The sequence below is a fragment of the Avibacterium sp. 21-595 genome, from assembly GCF_023611905.1.
Taxonomy (GTDB): Bacteria; Pseudomonadota; Gammaproteobacteria; order Enterobacterales; family Pasteurellaceae; genus Avibacterium.
On the sequence record NZ_CP091455.1, the window covers coordinates 823,881 to 847,423 of the forward strand.

27 protein-coding genes are annotated in these 23,543 nt (G+C 39.2%); 14 read left to right on the forward strand and 13 right to left on the reverse strand.

What is annotated here, in order from left to right; translation table 11 throughout:
• Positions 1-8: 8 nt before the first annotated feature.
• A complete protein-coding gene (locus L4F92_RS03935; RefSeq protein ID WP_250364285.1) occupies positions 9-680 on the reverse strand; it encodes a trimeric intracellular cation channel family protein in 672 nt (223 codons plus the stop codon).
• Between the two features lie 145 nt (positions 681-825).
• Here L4F92_RS03935 and L4F92_RS03940 point away from each other — a divergent pair, with 145 nt between their 5' ends.
• A complete protein-coding gene (locus tag L4F92_RS03940; RefSeq protein WP_250364286.1) occupies positions 826-1,638 on the forward strand; it encodes a hypothetical protein in 813 nt (270 codons plus the stop codon).
• A gap of 32 nt (positions 1,639-1,670) precedes the next feature.
• Here L4F92_RS03940 and cgtA read toward each other — a convergent pair whose 3' ends face one another.
• The 4 genes from cgtA to rplU form a co-directional block, all read right to left on the reverse strand.
• Positions 1,671-2,843 carry an Obg family GTPase CgtA gene (cgtA, locus tag L4F92_RS03945; RefSeq protein WP_250364287.1) on the reverse strand — a complete coding sequence of 391 codons (1,173 nt, stop codon included), beginning with the start codon at positions 2,841-2,843 and terminating at the stop codon, positions 1,671-1,673.
• Between the two features lie 8 nt (positions 2,844-2,851).
• A complete protein-coding gene (locus L4F92_RS03950; RefSeq protein WP_250364288.1) occupies positions 2,852-3,772 on the reverse strand; it encodes a DMT family transporter in 921 nt (306 codons plus the stop codon).
• Between the two features lie 169 nt (positions 3,773-3,941).
• Positions 3,942-4,199, reverse strand: coding sequence for a 50S ribosomal protein L27 (rpmA, locus tag L4F92_RS03955; RefSeq protein WP_103853279.1), 258 nt, complete (start codon positions 4,197-4,199; stop codon positions 3,942-3,944).
• A gap of 20 nt (positions 4,200-4,219) precedes the next feature.
• Positions 4,220-4,531 (reverse strand): 50S ribosomal protein L21, encoded by a 312-nt coding sequence (rplU, locus tag L4F92_RS03960; protein WP_250350677.1) that lies wholly within the window; start codon positions 4,529-4,531, stop codon positions 4,220-4,222.
• 235 nt (positions 4,532-4,766) lie between these two features.
• Here rplU and ispB point away from each other — a divergent pair, with 235 nt between their 5' ends.
• On the forward strand, positions 4,767-5,738 hold the full coding sequence (gene ispB, locus L4F92_RS03965; RefSeq protein WP_250364545.1) for an octaprenyl diphosphate synthase: 972 nt from the start codon (positions 4,767-4,769) through the stop codon (positions 5,736-5,738).
• Positions 5,739-5,762: 24 nt separating this feature from the next.
• Positions 5,763-6,506 (forward strand): epoxyqueuosine reductase QueH, encoded by a 744-nt coding sequence (locus tag L4F92_RS03970; protein ID WP_250364289.1) that lies wholly within the window; start codon positions 5,763-5,765, stop codon positions 6,504-6,506.
• 55 nt (positions 6,507-6,561) lie between these two features.
• Here L4F92_RS03970 and L4F92_RS03975 read toward each other — a convergent pair whose 3' ends face one another.
• On the reverse strand, positions 6,562-6,897 hold the full coding sequence (locus L4F92_RS03975; RefSeq protein WP_250350674.1) for a DUF496 family protein: 336 nt from the start codon (positions 6,895-6,897) through the stop codon (positions 6,562-6,564).
• A 226-nt stretch (positions 6,898-7,123) separates the two neighbouring features.
• On the opposite strand from L4F92_RS03975, the gene serC reads away from it, so the two are divergent.
• The 3 genes from serC (at position 7,124) to aroA (ending at position 10,684) form a co-directional block, all read left to right on the forward strand.
• Positions 7,124-8,206: a 3-phosphoserine/phosphohydroxythreonine transaminase gene (gene serC / locus L4F92_RS03980; RefSeq protein ID WP_250364290.1), complete on the forward strand. Its 1,083-nt coding sequence runs from the start codon at positions 7,124-7,126 to the stop codon at positions 8,204-8,206.
• A gap of 77 nt (positions 8,207-8,283) precedes the next feature.
• Positions 8,284-9,384, forward strand: a complete 1,101-nt coding sequence (hisC, locus tag L4F92_RS03985; RefSeq protein ID WP_250364291.1) for a histidinol-phosphate transaminase — start codon at positions 8,284-8,286, stop codon at positions 9,382-9,384.
• A 7-nt stretch (positions 9,385-9,391) separates the two neighbouring features.
• On the forward strand, positions 9,392-10,684 hold the full coding sequence (gene aroA, locus L4F92_RS03990) for a 3-phosphoshikimate 1-carboxyvinyltransferase (RefSeq protein ID WP_250364292.1): 1,293 nt from the start codon (positions 9,392-9,394) through the stop codon (positions 10,682-10,684).
• Between the two features lie 40 nt (positions 10,685-10,724).
• Here the strand turns inward: aroA and rapZ are convergent, their stop codons facing one another.
• From rapZ to lptC, 5 genes are read right to left on the reverse strand one after another with little or no spacing between them, the layout of a single operon-like run.
• On the reverse strand, positions 10,725-11,576 hold the full coding sequence (gene rapZ, locus L4F92_RS03995; RefSeq protein WP_250364293.1) for an RNase adapter RapZ: 852 nt from the start codon (positions 11,574-11,576) through the stop codon (positions 10,725-10,727).
• Between the two features lie 23 nt (positions 11,577-11,599).
• Positions 11,600-12,133 carry a PTS IIA-like nitrogen regulatory protein PtsN gene (ptsN, locus tag L4F92_RS04000; RefSeq protein WP_250364294.1) on the reverse strand — a complete coding sequence of 178 codons (534 nt, stop codon included), beginning with the start codon at positions 12,131-12,133 and terminating at the stop codon, positions 11,600-11,602.
• Positions 12,134-12,136: 3 nt separating this feature from the next.
• Positions 12,137-12,862 carry an LPS export ABC transporter ATP-binding protein gene (lptB, locus tag L4F92_RS04005; RefSeq protein WP_250350659.1) on the reverse strand — a complete coding sequence of 242 codons (726 nt, stop codon included), beginning with the start codon at positions 12,860-12,862 and terminating at the stop codon, positions 12,137-12,139.
• A 10-nt stretch (positions 12,863-12,872) separates the two neighbouring features.
• Positions 12,873-13,385, reverse strand: a complete 513-nt coding sequence (gene lptA, locus L4F92_RS04010; protein WP_250350658.1) for a lipopolysaccharide transport periplasmic protein LptA — start codon at positions 13,383-13,385, stop codon at positions 12,873-12,875.
• Complete coding sequence (gene lptC, locus L4F92_RS04015) at positions 13,369-13,944, reverse strand: LPS export ABC transporter periplasmic protein LptC (RefSeq protein ID WP_250364295.1); 576 nt, start codon at positions 13,942-13,944, stop codon at positions 13,369-13,371. Before lptC ends, lptA begins: the two co-directional genes overlap by 17 nt.
• 295 nt (positions 13,945-14,239) lie before the next feature.
• Between lptC and mlaF the strand changes: the two genes are divergently transcribed.
• The 7 genes from mlaF to murA all read left to right on the forward strand — a co-directional run bounded on the left by mlaF (position 14,240) and on the right by murA (position 18,985).
• Complete coding sequence (gene mlaF / locus L4F92_RS04020) at positions 14,240-15,040, forward strand: phospholipid ABC transporter ATP-binding protein MlaF (protein ID WP_250350656.1); 801 nt, start codon at positions 14,240-14,242, stop codon at positions 15,038-15,040.
• Positions 15,030-15,815, forward strand: coding sequence for a lipid asymmetry maintenance ABC transporter permease subunit MlaE (gene mlaE, locus L4F92_RS04025; RefSeq protein ID WP_250364296.1), 786 nt, complete (start codon positions 15,030-15,032; stop codon positions 15,813-15,815). The genes mlaF and mlaE overlap by 11 nt, the downstream gene beginning before the upstream one ends.
• An 82-nt stretch (positions 15,816-15,897) precedes the next feature.
• A complete protein-coding gene (gene mlaD, locus L4F92_RS04030) occupies positions 15,898-16,401 on the forward strand; it encodes an outer membrane lipid asymmetry maintenance protein MlaD (RefSeq protein WP_250364297.1) in 504 nt (167 codons plus the stop codon).
• Positions 16,402-16,429: 28 nt separating this feature from the next.
• Complete coding sequence (mlaC, locus tag L4F92_RS04035; protein WP_250364298.1) at positions 16,430-17,068, forward strand: phospholipid-binding protein MlaC; 639 nt, start codon at positions 16,430-16,432, stop codon at positions 17,066-17,068.
• A 3-nt stretch (positions 17,069-17,071) separates the two neighbouring features.
• Positions 17,072-17,434: an STAS domain-containing protein gene (locus tag L4F92_RS04040; RefSeq protein WP_250364299.1), complete on the forward strand. Its 363-nt coding sequence runs from the start codon at positions 17,072-17,074 to the stop codon at positions 17,432-17,434.
• Positions 17,434-17,691: a BolA family protein gene (locus tag L4F92_RS04045; RefSeq protein WP_250350651.1), complete on the forward strand. Its 258-nt coding sequence runs from the start codon at positions 17,434-17,436 to the stop codon at positions 17,689-17,691. Before L4F92_RS04040 ends, L4F92_RS04045 begins: the two co-directional genes overlap by 1 nt.
• Positions 17,692-17,707: 16 nt before the next feature.
• Positions 17,708-18,985: a UDP-N-acetylglucosamine 1-carboxyvinyltransferase gene (murA, locus tag L4F92_RS04050; protein WP_250364300.1), complete on the forward strand. Its 1,278-nt coding sequence runs from the start codon at positions 17,708-17,710 to the stop codon at positions 18,983-18,985.
• A gap of 95 nt (positions 18,986-19,080) precedes the next feature.
• On the opposite strand, the gene ushA is transcribed toward murA, so the two are convergent.
• Both ushA and fbp read right to left on the reverse strand, forming a co-directional pair.
• Positions 19,081-20,739: a bifunctional UDP-sugar hydrolase/5'-nucleotidase UshA gene (gene ushA, locus L4F92_RS04055; RefSeq protein ID WP_250364301.1), complete on the reverse strand. Its 1,659-nt coding sequence runs from the start codon at positions 20,737-20,739 to the stop codon at positions 19,081-19,083.
• A gap of 182 nt (positions 20,740-20,921) precedes the next feature.
• The gene (gene fbp, locus L4F92_RS04060) at positions 20,922-21,923 is read right to left on the reverse strand and encodes a class 1 fructose-bisphosphatase (protein ID WP_250364302.1); all 1,002 of its coding nucleotides are present in this window, start codon (positions 21,921-21,923) and stop codon (positions 20,922-20,924) included.
• A 151-nt stretch (positions 21,924-22,074) separates the two neighbouring features.
• Between fbp and mpl the strand changes: the two genes are divergently transcribed.
• Entirely contained in the window at positions 22,075-23,439 is a 1,365-nt protein-coding gene (mpl, locus tag L4F92_RS04065) for a UDP-N-acetylmuramate:L-alanyl-gamma-D-glutamyl-meso-diaminopimelate ligase (protein ID WP_250364303.1), read from the forward strand.
• Positions 23,440-23,543 lie beyond the last annotated feature (104 nt).

Genomic DNA, 23,543 nt, shown 5'->3' on the forward strand with positions numbered 1-23,543 from the left:
ATCCTTCATTATTTTATTTTTTTCGGTAATTTGTCATTGCTATGCTTTTCTGCGATTTCTTGTTCTTGATAATCAAAGACGGGTAAATGCCATTCAAAACGAATTGCTAATAGCCGAATCGTAAAGCCACTGATGAGGGTAACAATTACAACAAGGCTATGATTAAGCGTTAATTGGCTTAAAGCAATATAAATACTTGCGGCAAATAATGCAACGCTGGCGTAGAGCTCTTTTTGGAACACAAGGGGGATTCGGTTGCATAACAGATCGCGTAGTACGCCCCCAAATGCGCCCGTAATAATGGCGGCGATAATGGCAATGGTAAAGCTATGCCCCATATCTAATGCAATTTGCGTGCCAATAATGGAAAACACGATAAGCCCTAAGGCATCTAATACCAAGAAAATGGTGCGAAAATAACGCATAAAATGGCGAATAAACGGGGCAATAAATACAGTTAATACCGCCGCACTGGCAACAATTAAAAAATAATGAGGGTTTTTCACCCAGCCAAGTGGATAATGCCCAAGCAACACATCTCGCACCGAGCCACCGCCAATGGCGGTCATTGAAGCGATGATAATTACGCCAAAAATATCCATTTTTTCGCGTCCTGCGGCTAAAGCCCCTGTGATTGCTTCGGCAGTAATGCCGATAATATATAAAATGCTCAGTAGCATAATCGCCTTCATTAAAGTGCGGTGAAAATTTCTGTTATTTTAGAGGGGAATAGGCGGTGTAACAAGGATAAAAATACAGAGATTTTTGACCGCACTTTTAAATTTCTGCATAATGTGCCACTTATTACGATAGAAAGGAAAAATTATGTCAGAAAGTCGCTCTCAATCTTTGACCTTTATACTGAGTGCAATCCCACTTTGTTTGTTACTTTTACTGGATAACTTTGCCTTATATTTACAAGGACAGCCGAAAGCCATTTCTCATTTGAGTTTAGCGGTACTTACTGCGCAATTAGTCTGTTTACTGGTGTTTTATAAAGGGCAAATTTGTAATGGGCAACGAAGTCGATTAGTTGCAGTGAATGGCTATTTGTTCGTTTATTGGGGATATTGGCTACTGCTGAGTGTATGCTCAAATCACCATTATGTGCTGACTGATATGGTGAGTTTATGCGGTATTGGTCTTTCGCTGGCAATCTGGTTTCAACCAGCGGATACGCAATTACGCAAAGCTATTTTAGTGTTTGCTAGCTTGTTTGGCGTGCTTGGTGTGGTGGTTTATGGCTTGATCTTTTTGCAACTACCTTGGCTTGCTTTATTGCCTTACAATTTCTTTGGGCAATGCTTTATTGGGATCATTCTGGCAAATCTTTTTTTAGTGATTGCTAAAAATCGCTTACAAAGTTTTATTGCCTTATTGCCACTTGCGATGATGATTTTCTTATTATTAAATGGTGTGTTGTCCACATTATTGATCTACTTTGCACATCAAAGTGCGGTGATTTTTCCAAATAAATTTGCCTTAGCACTTTATTTTTTCTTGCATTTGGTTGTAGTAGCAATGATTGCATTGCCGATTTTGACGAAAACCAAGTTCAGTTATCAAACGTTGTTGTTGCTCTTTTTTATCGCCTTGAGTTTGCCTATTTGGGCGAATTTTAGTTTGATTGCAGGATAGAAAAATAGGGCAGAATGTTCTGCCCTAATTATTTATGGTTTATAGATGATTTCTACGCCTTCATCATCTTCTTCTGACCAATCGTCCCAATCCTCATCTTCATCATCAAATTGATGTTCAGAAAGTTGTTCTTGGTGATAATCGTCCCATTTGAATTTTACTTCTTCTGGATTTTCAGGTTCTTTCTCTTCTTCCCTTGGATGGGCATCGAGATAATCCATAATATCACGACAAAGTGGCTCAACATTTTTGCCAGTGGCGGCGGAAATTAGATAATAATCACCGACCCAATCTAAGCGTTGCAGAATCTCTTTAGCACGCTCGTGCGCTTCTTCATCAGACATTGTGTCGATTTTGTTAAACACTAACCAGCGTGTTTTTTCTGCTAGTTTTTCGCTATATTGGAAAAGCTCACTTTCAATAATTGCAATGTTATCCGCAGGATCGCTACCGTCAATTGGATTGATATCGACAAGGTGGATCAGTACTCGACAACGCTCCAAATGTTTTAAGAAACGGATCCCTAAGCCCGCCCCCTCTGAAGCTCCTTCAATTAAGCCCGGAATATCAGCCACCACGAAGCTACGATGCGCATCAATACGTGCTACCCCTAAACTTGGTACAAGTGTGGTGAAAGGGTAGTCCGCCACTTTCGGTTTTGCCGCAGAAACGGCTCGGATAAAGGTGGATTTGCCCGCATTGGGTAAGCCGAGCATTCCCACATCGGCAAGTAACATTAGCTCTAATAAAAGATCCCGTTTTTCCCCCGGTGTGCCATTCGTTTTTTGGCGTGGCGCACGGTTTACTGAAGATTTAAAACGGGTGTTACCTAAGCCGTGATAGCCCCCTTTGGCAATGAGCATTTTTGCCCCGTGTTGGGTTAAATCGCCCAGAATCTCTTTGGTATCATTGTCTATGGCTCGTGTTCCTACCGGCACTCTTAAGGTAATATCTTTACCACGACGACCTGTACAATCTGAGCTACGACCATTTTCGCCCCGTTGTGCCGCAAAACGTTTTTCAAAACGGTAGTCAATCAGGGTGTTAAGGTTTTCATCGGCAATTAAATAAACATCGCCACCATCGCCACCATCACCGCCATCAGGGCCACCTTTCGGGATAAATTTTTCACGGCGAAAGCTCACGCAACCATTTCCGCCATCACCTGCCTCGACACGAATCAAGGCTTCATCAATAAATTTCATTTTTTCTCCTATTTCTTATTCTTTATAAATTTGTGTCCAATCGCTGAGAACATTGCACCAATCACCACTACAAATGCACCAATATAACTAAGCTGATTTAACTCTGGCTCAGCAAAGTGAGTGGGGCTAAGGTGATGTAAAAGATGGGAAAATACAATAGTAAACAAAGGAACAAGGGTAACCACAACGCTTACTTTAGCCACTTCCCAGCGATTTAAGGCTTCGGCATAAGCGCCATAGCCAATCAAGGTATTTAAACAGCAGTAAAGGAAACAAGCGAGGGTTAAACCACTTAATCCTTGCACTTGTGAAACCTGTGCAAAAGGGGTAAATACCATCGCACAACCAAAATAAAACATTAATAAAACTTGCTGGGCAGTAAATTGACGGAGGAGTAATTTCTGAGCAAGCCCATAAGCAACCCACACTAATGCGGCACAAATACTTAATGATACACCAATAAAATAGCTATTTAATTGTGCTAACTCGCCCAATTTGTTATTAAAGAATAAACCTAGCCCGATAATTAATACTGCTAGCCCAATTTTTTGGTGCAAACCTAACCGCTCTTTGAAAATAATGACACCACAAATCAGCATTGCAAATGATGAAAGGTGGATAAAAATCTGTGCCACTGAGGGTTCAACAAACTTTAATGATGTATTAAATAAAGAAAAATTGCCAGAAAGCCCAATCACCCCAAAAATAAATAGTCCAATATAATAGCGATTAAAGTTTGCTAATTTGGGTAGCTTTTTACTGATACCTAACAATAACAAGAGGACAACACTGGCGGTAACAAAACGATACCAAACAATAGTTTGTGGGGTCATCACATTTAATACTTGCTTTAATGCAATGGGTAATGATCCCCAAGCCATTGCTGTAATTAGGGCGAAGATAAAGCCTAATAGGGGTTGTTGTTTCATTATGCTGCCTCCTTAATCGAAATCAGCCTTAACGCTTGAAATTGCTATGTGAAGCTATGTTTGTCATAGCTATCTTACTCGGTAATGTTTTGAGGTGGAATGTTTTATTTATAAATAATAAAAAAGCCCCACAAAACTGTGAGGCATTTTATTCTGTTTATTTGTAAGATTATTCAGCTACGATACTCACGTATTTACGATTTTTCTCGCCTTTAACTTCAAATTTTACTTTACCATCAGCAGTTGCGAATAAAGTGTGATCTCTACCCATTCCTACATTAGCACCAGCGTGGAACTTAGTACCACGTTGACGAACGATAATGCTACCTGCTAATACAGATTCGCCCCCGAAGCGTTTCACACCAAGGCGTTTAGCTTCAGAATCACGACCGTTACGAGTTGAACCACCAGCTTTTTTAGTTGCCATCTACTTGATCTCCTCTGAAATTATGCTTGAATCCCAGTGATTTTCACTTCTGTGAACCACTGACGATGACCTTGTTGTTTACGACTGTGTTTACGACGACGGAATTTAACGATTTTTACTTTATCGCCACGACCGTGAGTTACAACTTCAGCCACTACTTTTGCGCCAGCAACAACTGGTGCACCGATTTTAACATCTTCACCATTAACGACCATTAACACTGAGTCGAATTCAACGCTTTCGCCAGTTGAAACTTCAAGTTTTTCTAAACGAACAACTTGACCTTCGCTTACTCGGTGTTGTTTACCGCCACTTTGGAAAACTGCGTACATAAATACTCCGCTATATATTGTGCTTTAATGTTAATTTCATTTCGCACATTAAAATTCATATAAATAGGTCGCAAATTCTACGGAAAAACAAATCTGATAGCAAGAACTTATTTACAATAAAATAAAAAAAGTTAGATTTTTGCTGGTTTGATTTCAGAAAGCCAAGAAAATCAGGTAAAATCAACCGCACTTTAGGCAATGGTAGATATTCACGATGACAGATAAACGCAATCTTATGGATATAAATGCAATCCAAATGTTAATTAATGAAGATATGCAGAAAGTGAATGCCAAAATTTTGGCACAGCTTAATTCTGAGGTTTCATTGATTAATCAGCTTGGTTATTACTTAATTCAAAGTGGTGGCAAGCGCATTCGCCCAATGCTTGCTGTCTTGACCGCGAATGCTTTGGGGTATCAAGGAGAGGGGCATATTAACTGTGCAACCTTTATTGAGTTTACTCACACAGCAACATTATTACATGATGATGTTGTTGATGAATCTGCTATGCGTCGCGGTAAGCCAACGGCAAATAGTGAATTTGGCAATGCGGCGAGCGTATTGGTTGGGGATTATATTTACACACGTTCTTTCCAATTAATGACACAAACCGATTCGCTACAAATTCTTAAAATAATGTCAGATGCCACCAATGTGATTGCCGAAGGGGAAGTTCAACAATTAATGAATATGAACGATCCCGATACCAGCGAAGAAAGTTATATGCAGGTGATTTACAGCAAAACAGCCCGTTTATTTGAAGCCGCAACTCAATGTGCTGCGATTATTGCTGGTGCAAATCAAGCGCAAGAGCTTGCCTTACAACAATACGGGCGTTATCTTGGCACCGCATTTCAACTAATAGATGATGTGTTAGATTATCAAGCCGATGCGCAAACGCTTGGCAAAAATATTGGTGATGATCTGGCGGAAGGCAAGCCAACCTTACCATTATTACACGCGATGCACAGCGGTGATGAAACGCAACGTCAATTAATTCGCAATGCCATTGAACAAGGTGGGCAACGTGAAATTTTAAATGACGTCTTAGCGATAATGGCACAATATGGTTCTATTGAATACACCATTGAACGCGCCCGTCAAGAGGCACAAAAAGCGGTGGATGCGATTGCCATTTTGCCACAAAGTGATTATAAACAAGCGTTAATTTCCCTTGCTTATTTATCTGTTGATAGAACAACCTAATTTTATTTTTTGCTATTATTTATTATGGAACAACAAACTAATCACGAAACAGACCAAAGTGCGGTGCAATTTTCGCAAAAATCTAACCGCTCTTCACGTAAAGCCAAAAAAGATCCTAATGCCCCTTTTGTGCGTGAAAAATTGAGTTTACCAAATGGGCATAACAAACTTTTATTACATTCTTGTTGCGCCCCTTGTTCAGGCGAGGTGATGGAAGCTATTCACGCCTCAGGCATTGAATTTACCATTTATTTCTACAACCCGAATATTCACCCATTGAAAGAATATTTAATCCGCAAAGAAGAAAATATCCGTTTTGCAGAAAAATGGGGAATTCCATTTATTGATGCCGATTATGATCGACAAAACTGGTTCGACCGAGCTAAAGGTATGGAAAATGAGCCAGAGCGAGGTATTCGTTGCACAATGTGTTTTGATATGCGTTTTGAAAAAGCAGCACAATATGCGCACGAAAACGGTTTTCCGGTATTTACTAGCTGTTTAGGTATTTCTCGTTGGAAAGATATGAACCAAATTAACGGCTGCGGACACCGTGCCGCAGCGAAATATGATGATGTGGAATATTGGGACTACAACTGGCGTAAAGGGGGCGGATCACAACGAATGATTGAAATCAGCAAACGTGAACGCTTCTACCAACAAGAATATTGTGGATGCGTGTATTCCTTACGTGATACCAATAAATGGCGTGAAGCAAACGGAAGGCAGAAGATCGAAATTGGTAAGTTGTATTACACTAATGATTAATTAACAGTACAAGTAAAAAGGGAATGCTGAGCCATTCCCTTTTTGTTTAATCTCATTATTTTTTTACACGCTCAGCGTGTGCTTTTTTCTGTTCTTTCATTTTTGCGCTAATTTCACGGCGTTGTGTAGCAAGTTCTGCATTACGAATGCGGTAGTCATCAACACGACCATCATAGTCTTCACGCATATTTTCGATAATCACACGAATATCTTCCACACTCATATCATCACGGATATATTGATTAAGATTGTCTAATAATAGAACACGTTTTTGGTTGTCACGGATTTTGCGGTTATTGTCATCAATATCACGCAATAGTTTGTTTTTTAAACGATACATACGCACATACTCCAAGACATCTTGGAAAGACTGTTTATTGACTGTTTCCATAAGTTTCAACTCTCTAATAGATTAATAATAAATTCAATAAGATTTATCGATTGCATTGCGTTAATTAATGTAGTCTTTTTTACTTTTTTCGTCAAAGACTTCCGTGCTTTTTTGTGGATAAGATCAAAAATTTTTCTGAATTAAATAAAAGTCATTGATTCGCTTTCTTTGAGGTGATAAAACTAGCAGATTATTTTTACACAACAATCATCATTAGGAATGGAAAATGACACAGGTATTTAATTTTAGTGCGGGGCCAGCAATGATGCCTCGTGAGGTGTTAGAGCAAGCACAAGCAGAATTATTAAATTGGCAAGGTCAGCATACTTCTGTTATGGAAGTAAGCCATCGCGGTAAATTATTTATGGAATTAATCACTCAAGCTGAAAAAGATTTCCGTGAGCTGTATCACATTCCTGATAATTATAAAATCCTCTTTTTGCAAGGAGGTGCCCGTGGGCAATTTGCCGCCATACCGATGAATTTAATTGGTGAAAAAGGCAAAGCTTTATATTTAACCAGTGGGCATTGGTCTTCGACTGCCGCAAAAGAGGCACGTTTGTTTTGTGAAGTGGATGAAGTCAATATTTTATTGCAAGGTAATGAATTAAGCGTAGAACAGCTTGATTTCAGCGATATTGCGGAACAGTATGATTATGTACATTATTGCCCGAATGAAACCATTAGTGGGGTAGAAATTTTTGATGTGCCAAAAGTGGGGAAGGCGGTATTAGTGGCGGATATGTCTTCAAATATTCTTTCTCGTGAAGTGGATATTAACCAGTTTGGGATTATTTATGCAGGAGCGCAGAAAAACCTAGGGCCTGCGGGCATTACTATTGTCATTGTGCGTGAAGATTTAATTGGTAAGGCACGTGAAACCACACCATCTATTTGGAATTATGCCGTGCAAGCCAACAGTGATTCAATGATTAACACGCCACCTACGTTTGCTTGGTATCTCTGTTCTTTAGTCTTTAAGTATTTATTAGCAAAAGGGGGCGTGAAAGCGGTCGAAAAACGCAATCAAGAAAAAGCCCAGTTGCTTTATGATTATTTAGATCAAAGCGATTTCTATCACAATTCTGTGGCAAAAAACAACCGCTCTTTAATGAATGTTACTTTCAGCACAGGCAATGATGAACTCAATATGAAGTTTGTTACTGAAGCCACAGAAGTTGGCTTACAAGCATTAAAAGGGCATAAAGTGATTGGTGGAATGCGGGCGTCCATTTATAACGCAATGCCGATTGAGGGGGTAAAAGCCTTAATTGCGTTTATGGAAAAATTTGCTACTGAAAATCGTTAATTTTATTAATTATCAAAGGCTTGCTAATTGATATGGGCAAGCCTTCGCTGTATCAACATTAAACACAAGGAACAAAAATGCAATTTATTGATGTTGCGAATGAAGGGGTGAAATCCCTTTCCCCTTATCAAGCAGGTAAACCAATTGAAGAATTAGAACGTGAACTTGGCGTGCAAAATATTGTGAAATTAGCCTCTAATGAAAATCCTTTTGGCTTTCCACAAAGTGCCATTGATGCCATTCAAGCACAGTTGCCACATCTCACTCGTTACCCCGATGCCAACGGTTTTGAATTAAAAACCGTCATTGCTGAAAAATTTGGCGTTAAAGCAGAACAAATTACCCTTGGTAATGGATCAAACGATTTATTGGAATTATTCGCCCACACATTTGCCAGTGAAAAAGATGAAATTATTTATTCGCAATATGCTTTTATTGTTTATCCTTTGGTTACCAAAGCCATTAATGCAGTGGCAAGAGAAATTCCGGCAAAAAATTGGGGACACGATTTAGACGGCTTTTTGCAAGCCATTAATGACAAAACAAAACTTATCTTTATTGCTAACCCAAATAATCCAACAGGAAATTTTCTTACACAGCAAGAGCTTGAGCAATTTTTGGCTCAAGTACCAGCCCATATTATTGTTGTGCTAGATGAGGCTTATACCGAATTTACCCGTCCAGAAGAACGTATTGATTCTTTTGCATTAGCAAAAAAATATCCAAATTTAATTATTTCTCGCTCTCTTTCTAAAGCCTATGGATTAGCAGGATTACGTATTGGCTATGCGGTGTCTCACCCTGAAATTGCCGACTTATTAAACCGCGTGCGCCAGCCGTTTAACTGTAATGTACTGGCACTTTCTGCCGCTAGTGCTGTGTTGAAAGACGATGCTTTCGTAGAAAAAGTGGCAGTAAATAATCGCACTGAAATGCAACGCTATGAGCAATTTTGCCAGCAACATCAATTGGAATATATTCCGTCCAAAGGCAATTTCATTACCATTGATTTTAAACGTCCTGCTCAGCCTATTTATGAAGAATTATTGCGTGAGGGGGTGATCGTTCGCCCTATCGCAGGTTACGGAATGCCTAATCACTTGCGTGTGAGTATTGGTTTACCGGAAGAAAATGATAAATTTTTCACCGCACTTTTAAATGTATTAAATAAGGGCTAAAGAGAAGATGGAAAAATTAACACTACAACCTATTTCTTTGGTAGAGGGAGAAATTAACCTCCCGGGGTCAAAAAGTTTATCAAATCGTGCTTTGTTACTTGCGGCGCTTGCGAAAGGCACAACAAAAGTAACCAACTTACTTGATAGTGATGACATTCGCCATATGCTCAACGCCTTGCAAGCCCTTGGGGTGAAATATCAGCTTTCTGAAGATAAATCCGTGTGCGAAATTGAAGGCATTGGCGGTGCGTTTCAATGGCAAAGTGGCTTATCTCTCTATTTAGGCAATGCAGGTACAGCAATGCGCCCTTTGGCAGCAGCATTATGTTTAAAAGGCGAACAGCCTGCTGAAGTGGTTCTTACTGGCGAACCTAGAATGAAAGAGCGTCCAATCAAACATTTGGTGGACGCATTACGCCAAGTCGGGGCGAATATTCGCTATTTAGAAAATGAAGGCTATCCCCCTGTTGCCATTCAAAATACAGGGTTAAAAGGCGGAAAAGTGCGAATTGATGGTTCAATTTCGTCGCAATTTTTGACCGCACTTTTAATGGCTGCCCCATTGGCAGAAGGGGATATGGAGATAGAGATCATCGGAGAGCTGGTTTCCAAACCTTATATTGACATCACGCTAGCAATGATGAAAGATTTTGGGGTAACCGTACGTAACGATAATTACCATACCTTTTTTGTGCAAGGTAACCAGTGCTATATCTCACCTAAACGCTATTTGGTGGAGGGCGATGCCTCTTCGGCTTCTTATTTTCTTGCGGCAGGCGCAATTAAAGGCAAGGTGAAAGTAACAGGCATTGGTAAATACTCCATTCAAGGCGATCGTTTATTTGCCGATGTATTAGAAAAGATGGGCGCAAAAATTACCTGGGGAGAGGATTTCATTCAAGCCGAAAAAGGGCAATTAAAAGGCATTGATATGGATATGAATCATATCCCTGATGCCGCAATGACCATTGCAACGACAGCATTATTTGCCGAAGGCGAAACGGTTATCCGCAATATTTATAATTGGCGCGTCAAAGAAACAGATCGCTTAAGTGCAATGGCAACCGAACTGCGTAAAGTTGGCGCTGAAGTTGAAGAAGGCGAGGATTATATCCGTATCCAACCGCTCTCTTTAACAGATTTTAAGCACGCAGAAATTGAAACTTATAATGATCACCGAATGGCAATGTGCTTCGCACTTATCGCCCTTTCAAATACGCCCGTTACCATTCTCGATCCGAAATGTACAGCAAAAACATTCCCCACTTTTTTTGAGGAATTTGGGAAGATTGCGAGCTAAAATAGCTGAAACTGCTTAGGATATTATCGTAAGCAGTTTTCTATTTATGTTTCTCAAGAGACTTATGTTGGATGCTAACATTTTTCCCTTTTGCTTGAAAATATTCGCCAAGTTGTTGAGCTATATAGACTGAACGATGTTTCCCACCTGTACAGCCGATCGCAATGGTGAGGTAGCTACGGTTATTTTGTTCAAGCATTGGAAGCCAGGTTTCAATATAGTTTCGGGTAAGATAGATAAAATGATTTACCTCATTGTGTTTATTGAGAAAATCTATTACTGGCTGGTCTAATCCTGTCATTGGTCGAAGCTCTGGATTCCAATGGGGATTAGGGAGAAAGCGCACATCAAAAACGTAATCGGCATCAAGTGGTATGCCGTATTTAAAGCCGAAAGATTCTACAATAATTTTTAATTCTTTTTGTTTATATCCGAGTAAAAATTCACGCAGGCGTTCTGCCAGTTCGTGGGTGGAAAGATGGGTGGTGTCAATAATTAAATTGGCGGCATCAATGAGTGGGGTAAGATAGTGTTGTTCTGCATCAATCGCGGATTCAAGAGAAAGTGAATCAGATGAAAGTGGGTGCAAACGACGTGAATCACTATAACGCTTAATCAAGGCGTTTCGTTCACTATCAAGGAAAATAATTTTTACTTGATAGGTCTGTTGCAGTTGCTCAAGGCTTTGTTCTAGCTCTGTTTGTGAGGAAGGAAGATTGCGAATATCAATACTAATGGCAACAGAAGATTGTTGCTTTGCCAAAATAGTAGCCAGTTCAGGAAGAAGTGTAACAGGGAGATTATCAACGCAATAGTAACCAATATCTTCTAAAGCCCGTAATGCAACAGATTTACCTGCACCAGAGCGTCCGCTAATAATGATGATTTCCATCTGATTTCTCCCCTGAATGATGATTACTGTTCAGTTTCTGTTTCTTCTGTTGCTTGTTCATTATTCTGATTTTCTTGTTCGTCATCAGAATGGTTATCGATATATTCAAAAATTTGCCAAATTTCTTCCGCACTTTGTGCCGCTCTTAATTGCTTACAAAGCGATTTATCCAACAATTTTTCGGCTAATTCAGGTAGAACAGATTGGGAAAACTCGCCACACACCTCGGAAGGAATAAGCAAGGCAAAAATTAAGTCCACATCACGGTGATCTGCCGCCTCATAATCAATAGGAGTGGCGAGTTGCAAAAATACGGCGATAGGTTTATCGCCTGTATGTAAACGCCCTTTTGGCATTGCAACACCATTTCCCAAACCAGAGTTACCTAATTTTTCTCGGTTAAATAAGCAATCAAAACTGCTATGCTCGGGATCTTCATCGCCTTGAATTTGATCTGCCACAATACGGCTGATTGTTTCAAACACACGTTTCTTGCTAGAACAAACCAGTCCTTGGCGAATATTTTCAAGACTCAGTAATTGTGTAAATTTAGTCATAAGTTATAGTTTAAATTCTTCACCTAGATAAACCCGTTTCACCTGTTCGTTATTCATCACTTCTTCAGGTGTACCTGTGGCGATCATTTTTCCTGCGCTTACAATGTAAGCACGCTCGCACACATCAAGGGTCTCACGCACGTTATGATCGGTTATTAATACACCTAATCCGCGATCACGTAAATCCATAATAATTTTTTTAATATCAATGACGGAAATGGGATCAACCCCTGCAAAGGGTTCATCAAGTAAAATGAACTTGGGATTGGCGGCTAAAGCACGAGCAATTTCCACACGGCGACGTTCCCCGCCCGAAAGCGATTGACCTAGATTATCGCGGATATGACCAATGTTAAATTCTTCAATCAATTCTTCCGCACGTTGTTGCCGTTGCTGTTTATTTAAGTCTTTACGAATTTCAAGCACAGCCATTAAGTTATCATATACACTTAGGCGACGGAAAATCGACGCCTCTTGGGGTAAATAGCCCACGCCTTTTCTTGCACGATCGTGCATTGGCAATAAGCTAATGTCTTCATCATCAATACGAATGTTGCCTTCATCTTGTTGCACCAAGCCGACAACCATATAGAATGTCGTGGTTTTGCCTGCACCATTAGGCCCAAGTAATCCCACAATTTCATTGGATTTCACGTTTAAACTCACATCAGAAACCACGTTTCGGCTCTTGTAGCTTTTGGCTAAATGTTCTGCATAAAGCGTTGGCATAAGGCTTGTCCTATTTGTTTTTATTATTTAATTGTGCCGGAATTAATACGGTTTTCACGCGAGACTTACTGGAACCGGTGGCTTTTAGTTGTTGTTTTTTTACATCGTAAGTAATGCGTTGTCCCGTAATTTTACTGTCTAGTTGTTTTAATTCTGCATTTCCTGTGAGGGTTAAAAATTCAGTACCAAGATCGTAATGGACTTTATTCGCTTTGCCATCTACTGGCTTACCATCGTCTAATTGTTGATGGAATGTTACTGGGCGTCCATAAGCATCGACGGTTTCTTTTTTGTTACTATTCTCATCTGGACGAGTAATGACGACTTTATCCGCTTTAATTAAAATTGACCCTTGGGTGATCACAACGTTATCTGTAAAGGTAACGGTTTTATTTTCCATATCGAGTGCTTGGTTGTTTGATTCAATATTAATCGGTTGATTTGTATCATCTTTTAAAGCAAAAGCTGACATTGACGTCATCAGTGTGGCAAAAAATAAAAGCGATTTACTTGTTAATTTCATAGTGAGTTTTCACCTGTTCCTTTAAGGTTGCAATTTGTTGCTGTAAATTCCCAGTGAGCTGCGAACCACTGGAAGTAAAATTTAAGCCAGTAATGGTTGCCATTGTATCAGAGTGAATATCTTGCGTCTTTAGGTTTATTGTCGCGCGTTCTGTACTAACACGCTGTAAACGGGAATCGCGCAATAGACTTTGTACCAATACATCACCGTCTAAATATAAAAGATTATCTTTGGTTAATTTGGCATTTTTAGCACTGATCTTCCAACTTTGTGAGCCTAAGGTTTCATCTTGTACATTATAGAGATAAACCACAGGATTCTGAAAATCGGTGTTTCCATTAGAGGCATAGTGTTCCACTTTGTCAGCGAGCGCAACATATTGCTTTTCTCCAGTCGGTGAATAAACCGTAGTTTGCATTTTCTCACCGATATACTCAGGGCTATCTTGCGATTTAATCAAGCCGGCAAGTTTTTCTGTATCCGTCTGTTGAAGGTTATAAAACCAAGCAAGTAATGCAAGGGCAATCACCGACAAAACAATATTCAAGCGAATATTCATAGTTTGAATGGCTCATTTCTTCAAGATTAATGTAAGTGCGAAATGATAGCATAATTTTGCCAAAAGCAAGAATAATTCCGCGTAAATCAAAGTGCGGTATAAATTTTTACAATTTTTTACAAAGTTTATTTTCAGCGAAATTCAGCTAAAAAGGACTAAGTTTGCATACTTTTATTGTATTTTAAGCTTAATTCACCGCAAAATGAATAAAGAAAATAGGAAAACAGACTTTGACATTCTGCTTGCATCGCATATCATTGCCACATTTTGAATAATACAGGTGAATAAACGTGCTATGGCTCGTTCTTTTGTAGAAGTAAAAAATCTCACTTTTAAACGCGGTGAGCGTATCATTTATGAACGCCTAAATTTACGCGTTGAACAAGGGAAAATTACCGCCATAATGGGGCCATCAGGGATTGGCAAGACGACATTATTGCGCCTTATTGGTGGACAGCTTTCGCCTGATAGCGGTGAAATTCTCGTTGATGGCAAAGATATTTGTCGAATGTCCCGTGCAGAGCTGTATAAATTACGTCAGCGTATTGGTATGTTATTTCAGTCTGGGGCATTATTTACCGATATGTCTACTTTTGATAATGTCGCTTTTCCGATTCGTGAACATACAACTCTGCCAGAGCAATTAATTCGAGAAATGGTATTAATGAAACTTGAAGCAGTTGGATTGCGAGGGGCGGCAGAGTTAATGCCCTCTGAGTTATCTGGCGGTATGGCAAGACGTGCCGCGTTAGCGAGAACCATTGCCCTTGATCCTGAATTAATTATGTATGATGAACCTTTTACTGGGCAAGATCCTATAAGTATGGGGGTAATTGTCAGCTTAATTAAACGATTAAATGAAGCGTTACAACTTACTTCTATTGTGGTTTCTCACGATGTACAAGAAGTATTAAGTATTGCTGATTATGCTTATATTATTGCGGATAAACGGGTGATTGCAGAAGGAAAACCTGAAGCCTTATTAGCAAGTCAAGATCCACAGGTACAGCAATTTATCCGCGGAGAGGCGGACGGTCCAGTACGTTTTCATTATCCTGCTGGAGATTATATTCAGGAGTTATTTAATGATAAGTGAGATGATTCGCGCACTCGGTCGTAGTGCAATTAATTTCTGTAAAGGGACTGGGCGTTCAGGGTTTATGCTGTGGGGCGCGCTGATTGGTACACCGCAATTGAGAAAACATTTTCCGTTACTTATCAAACAGCTATATGTTTTAGGTGTACAGTCTTTACTTATTATTATGCTTTCAGGCTTGTTTATTGGTATGGTGCTTGGACTACAAGGCTATGTGGTGTTAGTGGATTTTTCTGCTGAAACGAGCCTTGGGCAATTGGTAGCGCTTTCCTTATTGCGTGAATTAGGGCCTGTGGTTACTGCATTATTGTTTGCGGGACGAGCTGGCTCAGCGCTAACGGCTGAAATAGGGTTGATGAAAGCAACGGAGCAACTTTCAAGCCTTGAAATGATGGCAGTTGATCCTCTTCGCCGTGTGATTTCACCACGTTTTTGGGCGGGAGTGATTGCAATGCCAATTTTATCAATCATTTTTATCGCTGTTGGTATTTGGGGCGGTTCATTGGTTGGTGTGGATTGGAAAGGCGTTGATGCGGGGAGTTTTTGGTCGGTAATGCAAAACGCCGTAACTTGGAAAACGGATATTCTCAATGGTTTAATTAAGAGTATTTGTTTCGCTATTGCCGTGGTGTGGATTGCTTTATTTAATGGTTATGACAGTTTGCCAACGTCTGAAGGTATTAGCAAAGCGACTACCAAAACCGTGGTGAATGCGTCTTTGGTTGTGCTAGGGTTAGATTTTATTTTAACTGCAATGATGTTCGGTGGAAGTTAATTATTTGACTCACCGAACGATTTCGTTTCATTCAGAAAATCCGTACAATATTAAAGTGCGGTGTAAAATTAAGGTAGTTTTTATGCGACAAACAGCAAAGTATGAATTTTGGGTAGGGTTATTTTTATTGCTTGCCATTGGTGCCTTGGTCTTTTTAGGTTTAAAGGTAGCGAATGTGCAAGGATTTAGCCAAACAAAATCTTATCAAGTTAGTGCAACTTTTGACAATATCGGTGGACTAAAAGTGCGTGCGCCATTAAAAGTGGGCGGCGTGGTAATTGGGCGAGTGACCGATATTGAGCTTGATCCACAAACTTATTTGCCTGTGGTAAAGATAGCAATTAATCAAGAATATAATGAAATTCCTGATAATAGTTCATTATCAATTAAAACCTCAGGTTTATTAGGCGAACAGTATATTGCGTTAAGTATTGGATTTGACGATGGGGAAACCACTAAAATGCTCAAAGAGGGGAGCAAAATTGTGGATACCAAATCGGCAATGGTGTTAGAAGATTTAGTCGGACAATTCCTATATGGAGACAAAAATAAATCTGATGACAGCAAACCTGAAACGCAACAATAATTTCTTTTTTCGTTTTACGGAGGAATCGATGTTAAAACAAACAATGACAAACTGGTTAAGAAAAACATTAGTTATTTTCACCGCACTTTTTGCACTGCACGCAATGGCGGATGATACCCCATACGACTTAATGCAAAAAGCATCAGACAAATTGTTTAGCGATATTGCTAACAGCCAAAGTCAGATTAAGCAAAATCCAAATTATTTAAGAACTATTGTGCGTCAAGATTTAATGCCTTATGTACACGTGAATTATGCCGGTTCATTGGTGTTAGGTCAGTATTTTAAAACGACTACACCAGAACAGCGTACAAAATTTTTCGCTGCGTTTGATCAATTTATTGAGCAATCTTATGCACAAGTTTTAACGCTGTATAAAAACCAAAAAATTGACATTGAAAAACCGAAAAATGTTTCTGATAACCAAATGAGCATTCGGGTGAAAGTGGTACAAAATGGTAATGCGCAGCCGATTAATTTAAACTTCTTTTGGCGTAAAAATAGCAAAACAGGTCAATGGCAAGTGTATGATATGGCAGCTGAAGGCGTGAGTATGGTTAATACTAAAAAACAAGAATGGAGTGCGACTTTACGCAAAGATGGGATCGAAGCACTAACCCAACAAGTGCAAAAAGCGGCGAATGTGCCTGTTACATTGGGTAAATAATCAATGCACAACACATCAGGTTTAACCTCAAGTTTAACTTGGGCATTTGAACAAAATGATGATAAGATAACGCTCCGCTTGACTGGGGCGTTATCCAGAAAAACGTTGTTGCCGTTATGGGAACAACGTTATTCTTTTTTATCAGCAGATAAAATCGCACGCCAGCAAGTTATTTGGGAACTTGCCGATTTAACGCGAATTGACAGCGCAGGTTTTGCATTATTATGTGATTTTCTTCATCATTGCCAAACGCAAGCACAGATGCAAATCATTCAAAATGCACCTGAGCAATTTCTCACGTTGGCTGATCTTTTTGGGTTATCAAAATGGATTGACCCGTTTTTACAACAGAATGGAAAAAATTAATGGAAACGCAAGAAATTGAACAAATTTTAAAAGAGGCTTTAGGGCTTGAAGAAATTTATGTACAAGGCGAGAATGCTCATTTTGGGGTGATTGTGATTGATGATGAAATTGCAGGATTATCAAGATTAAAGCAGCAACAAACCATTTATGCGCCGCTAATGCAATATTTTTCCTCAGGGGAAATTCACGCATTAACTATCAAAACCTTTACCCAAGAAAAGTGGAAGCGTGAGCGTTTACTTAATCCCATTAATTAATTTTTAGGACGTTGTTATGCAAAAATTTCGTGTTTATGGGCAATCTCGTTTAAGCGGAGATGTCAAAATCTCAGGGGCAAAAAATGCCGCATTACCTATTTTATTTGCCGCTATTTTAGCGGAAGAACCCGTTACCTTAACCAATGTACCTGAATTAAAAGATATTGAAACCACACTAAAAATCTTGCGTCAGCTTGGTATGCAAGTAGAACAAAAAGACGGTGGTGTAGTACATTTAGACGGTTCGAAAATTAATCATTTTATTGCACCTTATGAATTGGTGAAAACAATGCGTGCCTCTATTTGGGCATTAGCACCGCTTGTTGCACGTTTCCATCAAGGACAGGTTTCACTTCCCGGTGGTTGTGCCATTGGCGCTCGTCCAGTGGATTTACATATCAGCGGTTTAGAACGCTTAGGGGCAGAGATTAAACTGGAAGACGGTTATGTAAAAGCACATACTAATGGGCGTTTGAGTGGAACACGCATTGTGATGGAAAAGGTTAGTGTAGGGGCAACCCTTTCTATTATGACCGCGGCAACATTGGCAACTGGAACAACAATTATTGAAAATGCCGCTCGTGAACCTGAGATTGTAGATACCGCCGTATTTTTAAATAAAATGGGAGCAAAAATTAGTGGAGCAGGCACGGATACGATTACCATTGAAGGAGTTAAACGTCTTACGGGATGTGAACACGCCGTGGTTGCCGATCGTATTGAAACAGGTACTTTCCTTGTTGCTGGTGCTATTTCGGGAGGGCGTATTGTATGCCATAACACGAAAGCAGATACTTTAGATGCGGTGATCGATAAATTACGTGAAGCAGGTGCAGAAATTGAAATTACTGAAGATACCATCACGTTAGATATGAAAGGAAAACGCCCAAAAGCGGTTAATATTCGCACGATGCCACATCCTGGTTTCCCAACGGATATGCAAGCGCAATTCACCCTCTTAAATATGGTGGCAGAAGGGACAAGTAAAATTACGGAAACTATTTTTGAAAACCGTTTTATGCACATTCCAGAGCTTATCCGTATGGGCGGTAAGGCTGAGATTGAAGGCCATACGGCTATTTGCCACGGTGTAGAAAGCCTTTCAGGTGCGGAAGTAATGGCAACGGATTTACGTGCTTCAATCAGTTTAGTGCTTGCCGGCTGTATTGCCAGTGGTGAAACCATTGTAGATCGTATTTATCATATCGATCGCGGTTACGAGCATATTGAAGAGAAATTACGTGGGTTAGGCGCAAAAATTGAGCGTTTTACAGAAAAGGATATTTCAGAATAAAAAAGAAGCAAATATCCTGTAAGGATGACTTCTTTCCATTATCAAATTAATAAAATAGCCAACAATGCGTTGGCTATTTTTTTCCTCGATAAAAACTATTCTTTATAAATAATTCCTTTATTTGCCTCAAAATCAGCGGCTTTAATTGGTGAATGTTCTTGGAAATATTCTTTTAAGCTATCTGCATCAACAAATCCTGTATTAACATAGGTTGGATTATTAGTAACGACAGGATAGCCATCTCCTCCAGCAGCACAATAACTTGGTAAAGAAACACGATACACTTTATTGAGATCGATTGGTTTTCCTTGAATTTTTACATCAGAGACTTTTTTGACTTTGCGATCTACCGTCATTGTAATACCGTAAAACTGAGGGTAAGCACCAGAATCAACTTCTTTCAATGCCACGACATCAAGGTAATTGAGCAAATCTTTGCCTTTCATTTCAAAATAACTGATGATATTACCAAAAGGCTGTACAGTTAGAATATCTTTATAAGTTACATCACCACTATCAATAGAAGCACGAATTCCACCAGAATTCATAATACCAACATCCGCTTTTACACGTTCCGCTTGCGAGCGAGCAATAAGTTGCCCTAAATTTGTTTGATGGAAGCGTACAATATCGCGATCTCCCACTAGGCGATCATCTACTTTTCCCACCACTTGACCAAGCAATTTATCACCTTGATCTTGATAAGTTTTAAGATGTGCCAGCAAGGCAGGATCGGCTGGAATTTCTTCTTGATACAACACATATTCACTAGTACCGTCTTCTTTTTTCACTTTCTTTTTCAAATTAATTGGTATTAATTGATAGTTTTCTAAAGTGAGTTTGCCATCTTTAAAGGTAAAATCCGCTCGCCCTAAATATTTGCCCCATTCACCTGCTTGCATAATCCAAGTATTTTTCTCAAGTAAAGGTTTACAGCTATCGCCCGGTTTAAATTTATCATTAAATGAGCCATCTTCATTCATACAAAGGGTGTCGTGGGTATGTCCGCCAATAACAATATCAAATGCGCCAGCAGGTAATTCACGCACCATTGAAACATCACCCGGTGCATTAGAACCATATTTCGCATTAGGATAAAATCCCATATGAGTCAGCGCAATTTTAAGATCGGGTTGTTCATTTTTATCTAATTGTGCTAACACTTTTTTAGCACTTTCAGTAGGGCGTTCAAATTTCACCGCTGAAATAAATTCTGGATTTCCTAATTTCGCAGTATCTTCAGTCGTTAAACCAACAACCGCTACTTTTAAGCCTTGTTTGTCTAACATCGTGTAAGGATGAACAAGCGGCTCTCCCGTTTTTTGATAAAAGACATTTGCAGCTAAAAATGGAAATTTTGCCCATTTTTCTTGCATCTCAAGTAATTGCAACGGGTTATCAAATTCGTGATTACCTAACGTTAATGCCTCATAGCCCATTAAATTTAATGCTTCAATATCGGGTTTTGCATTTTGCAAATCGGATTCAGGTACGCCTGTATTAAAATCTCCAGCATTCAATAAAATTACTGAACCACCTTTTTTCTCTACTTCTGCACGAATACGATCAATCAACGTTTTCTGGGCCGCGAGACCATATTCACCATTCTTATTTTGCCAATAATGACCATGTAAGTCGTTCGTATGCAATACAGTAAAATGGTAAGTTTGATTAGGCTGATAAGCATAAGCAAAAGAAGATAGCGTAAATAGGGAGGTTAAAGCAGAACATTTAAATAATGAGGCTAATTTCATTGTCATTCTCCATTGTTGATTCATTAGCCAACATATTTTAGCGGAAGTTATAGAAAAAAGATCATTTATTTATAAATATAAAAGATAAAAATCTTAAGTGCGGTATTATTTTTTGTTATTTTTCGCTTATAAAAGGGCAATCACTTTCTAGATAAGTCTTGCCCTTATTAGATATGAAAGAGCTAATTAAATTCACTCATAAAATCTTGTGCTTTTTCTACCATCTCTTTTGAGCCAATAAAAAGTGGTGAACGTTGGTGTAATTCAGTTGGCTGAATATCTAAAATCCGACTTTCTCCATTCGTTGCCAAACCGCCTGCTTGTTCCGCTAAAAATGCCATTGGATTGCCTTCATAAAGTAAACGAAGTTTACCATTTGGATAATTTGTGGCACTTGGATAAATATAAATACCGCCTTTTAATAAATTACGGTGAAAATCAGAAACTAAAGAACCAATATAGCGTGAAGTATAAGGACGTTGAGTGGCTTTATCTTCTTCTTGGCAGTATTTAATATACTTTTTCACACCTAATGGAAATTTAAGGTATTGCCCTTCATTGATTGAATAAATTTTTCCTGTTGGTGGCATTTGAATATTCTCATGTGAAAGGCAAAATATCCCTAATGAAGGATCGTAAGTAAAGCCATTAACGCCATTACCAGTGGTATAAACTAGCATTGTTGATGAACCATAAACAATATAGCCTGCCGCCACTTGGCGATGTCCAGGCTGTAAAAAATCTGCTAAGGTAACCGGTGAGCCAATGGGAGAGATGCGCTTATAGATAGAAAAAATCGTCCCAACGGCAACATTCACATCAATATTTGATGAGCCATCTAAAGGATCGGTTAAAATAACATATTTTGCATTCCGCCCTCGTTCCGTATCAAAAGCAACAAAATTTTCTTCTTCCTCAGAAGCAAAGCCCGCTACTTCTTCTCGTGCAATGAGAGCTTGTTTCATTGTGTTATGGGCAAATAAATCTAATTTCATTTGCACTTCACCTTGCACATTTTCAACTCCTGAATTACCAATAATATTATTGGTTAATCCTGCTTTATTAATGTCGCGATGAATAACCTTCGCAACCAAACGAATTGAAGAAAGAATACCTGAAAGCTCTCCTTTCGCATTAGGATATTCCGCTTGTTTCTCAACAATAAATTGCCCTAACGTTTTCATAATTTATTCCTATTTTTTAATGAATAAGTTGTACAGTCTAAAAAAGTTGATTTATTATAACTACCCTTTGAGCAAGAGAAATAATCTCTTATTGAGTTTGTGATCTCAGGCACATTTTATTTTCGTTTTTTGTATATAAGAGATAAAAAAAATGACACAAAAACATATTCATATTCTTGGAATTTGCGGTACTTTTATGGGCGGCGTGGCAATTATTGCCAAACAAATGGGATATAAAGTAACGGGATCGGATGTTAATGTGTATCCACCAATGAGTACCTTTTTGCAGGAAAATCAGATTGACATTATTCCTAATTACGATCCCGCTCAGCTTGAGCCTGCGCCAGATTTAGTTTTAATTGGAAATGCAATGAAACGGGGAAATCCTTGCGTAGAATATGTGCTTGAGAATGGTTTGCCTTATACTTCAGGCCCACAATGGTTACATGATAATTTATTACGTGATCGCTGGGTGCTTGCTGTTTCAGGTACGCACGGCAAAACCACAACAACCGGTATGCTCACTTGGATTTTAGAGAAAAACGGGTTAAACCCGGGCTTTTTAATTGGTGGTATCGCGGGCAATTTTGGCACTTCAGCGCGTCTAGGACAAAGCCCTTATTTTGTGATTGAAGCCGATGAATATGATACGGCATTTTTTGATAAACGTTCTAAATTTATTCATTACGCACCAAAAACATTAATTATTAATAATATCGGCTTTGACCACGCTGATATTTTTGATGATCTAAAAGCGATCCAGCGCCAATTTCATCATATGATTCGCACCATTCCGGCAAGTGGTCGTATTCTCTCTTTTGCCAACGAACAAAGCGTAAAAGAAACACTGGAAATGGGCTGTTGGTCTGAACAACAATTTTTAGGAGAAAACCAAGAATGGTATGCGGAACGTATTACCAATGATTGCACCGAATTTTCGGTGTATCATTTTGGTGAAAAAGTCGCAGAAGTGAAATGGAATATTGTTGGTCAGCATAATATGCATAATGCATTAATGGCGATTGCTGCAGCTTATCACGCAGGCGTATCCATTGAAAATGCTTGTAGCGCTTTAGCGAGTTTCATTAATGCAAAACGCCGCTTAGAACTCAAAGGGGAAGTTAATGGCATTAGTGTTTATGACGATTTTGCCCATCACCCCGCAGAAATTCTTGCTACACTAACCGCACTTCGCGATAAAGTTGGCGGTGGAGTGCGGATTTTGGCGGTATTAGAACCGCGCTCTAATACAATGAAAATGGGCGTACATAAAGATGAACTCGCGCCAGCACTGGTTCGTGCCGATCATATTTTTTTATTGCAGCCAGATAACATTCCATGGGATGTGGTAGAAATCGCAAACCAATGCGTCCAACCAGCTAGCTGGACTGGCAATTTAGACAAATTGGTTGATATGATTGTAGCAGAGGCAAAACCAAGCGATCATATTTTAGTAATGTCAAATGGCAGCTTTGGAGGCATTCATCAAAAATTACTCAATAAATTAGCCAATTAAAAAATAAATTGGATTTATTGCAAATAAAAGGTGCTATTTCATCGCGATGCTGTTAGTATGGCAACTGCTTTTTTAAGCAGTAGAGATAACAATTAATAATCTGT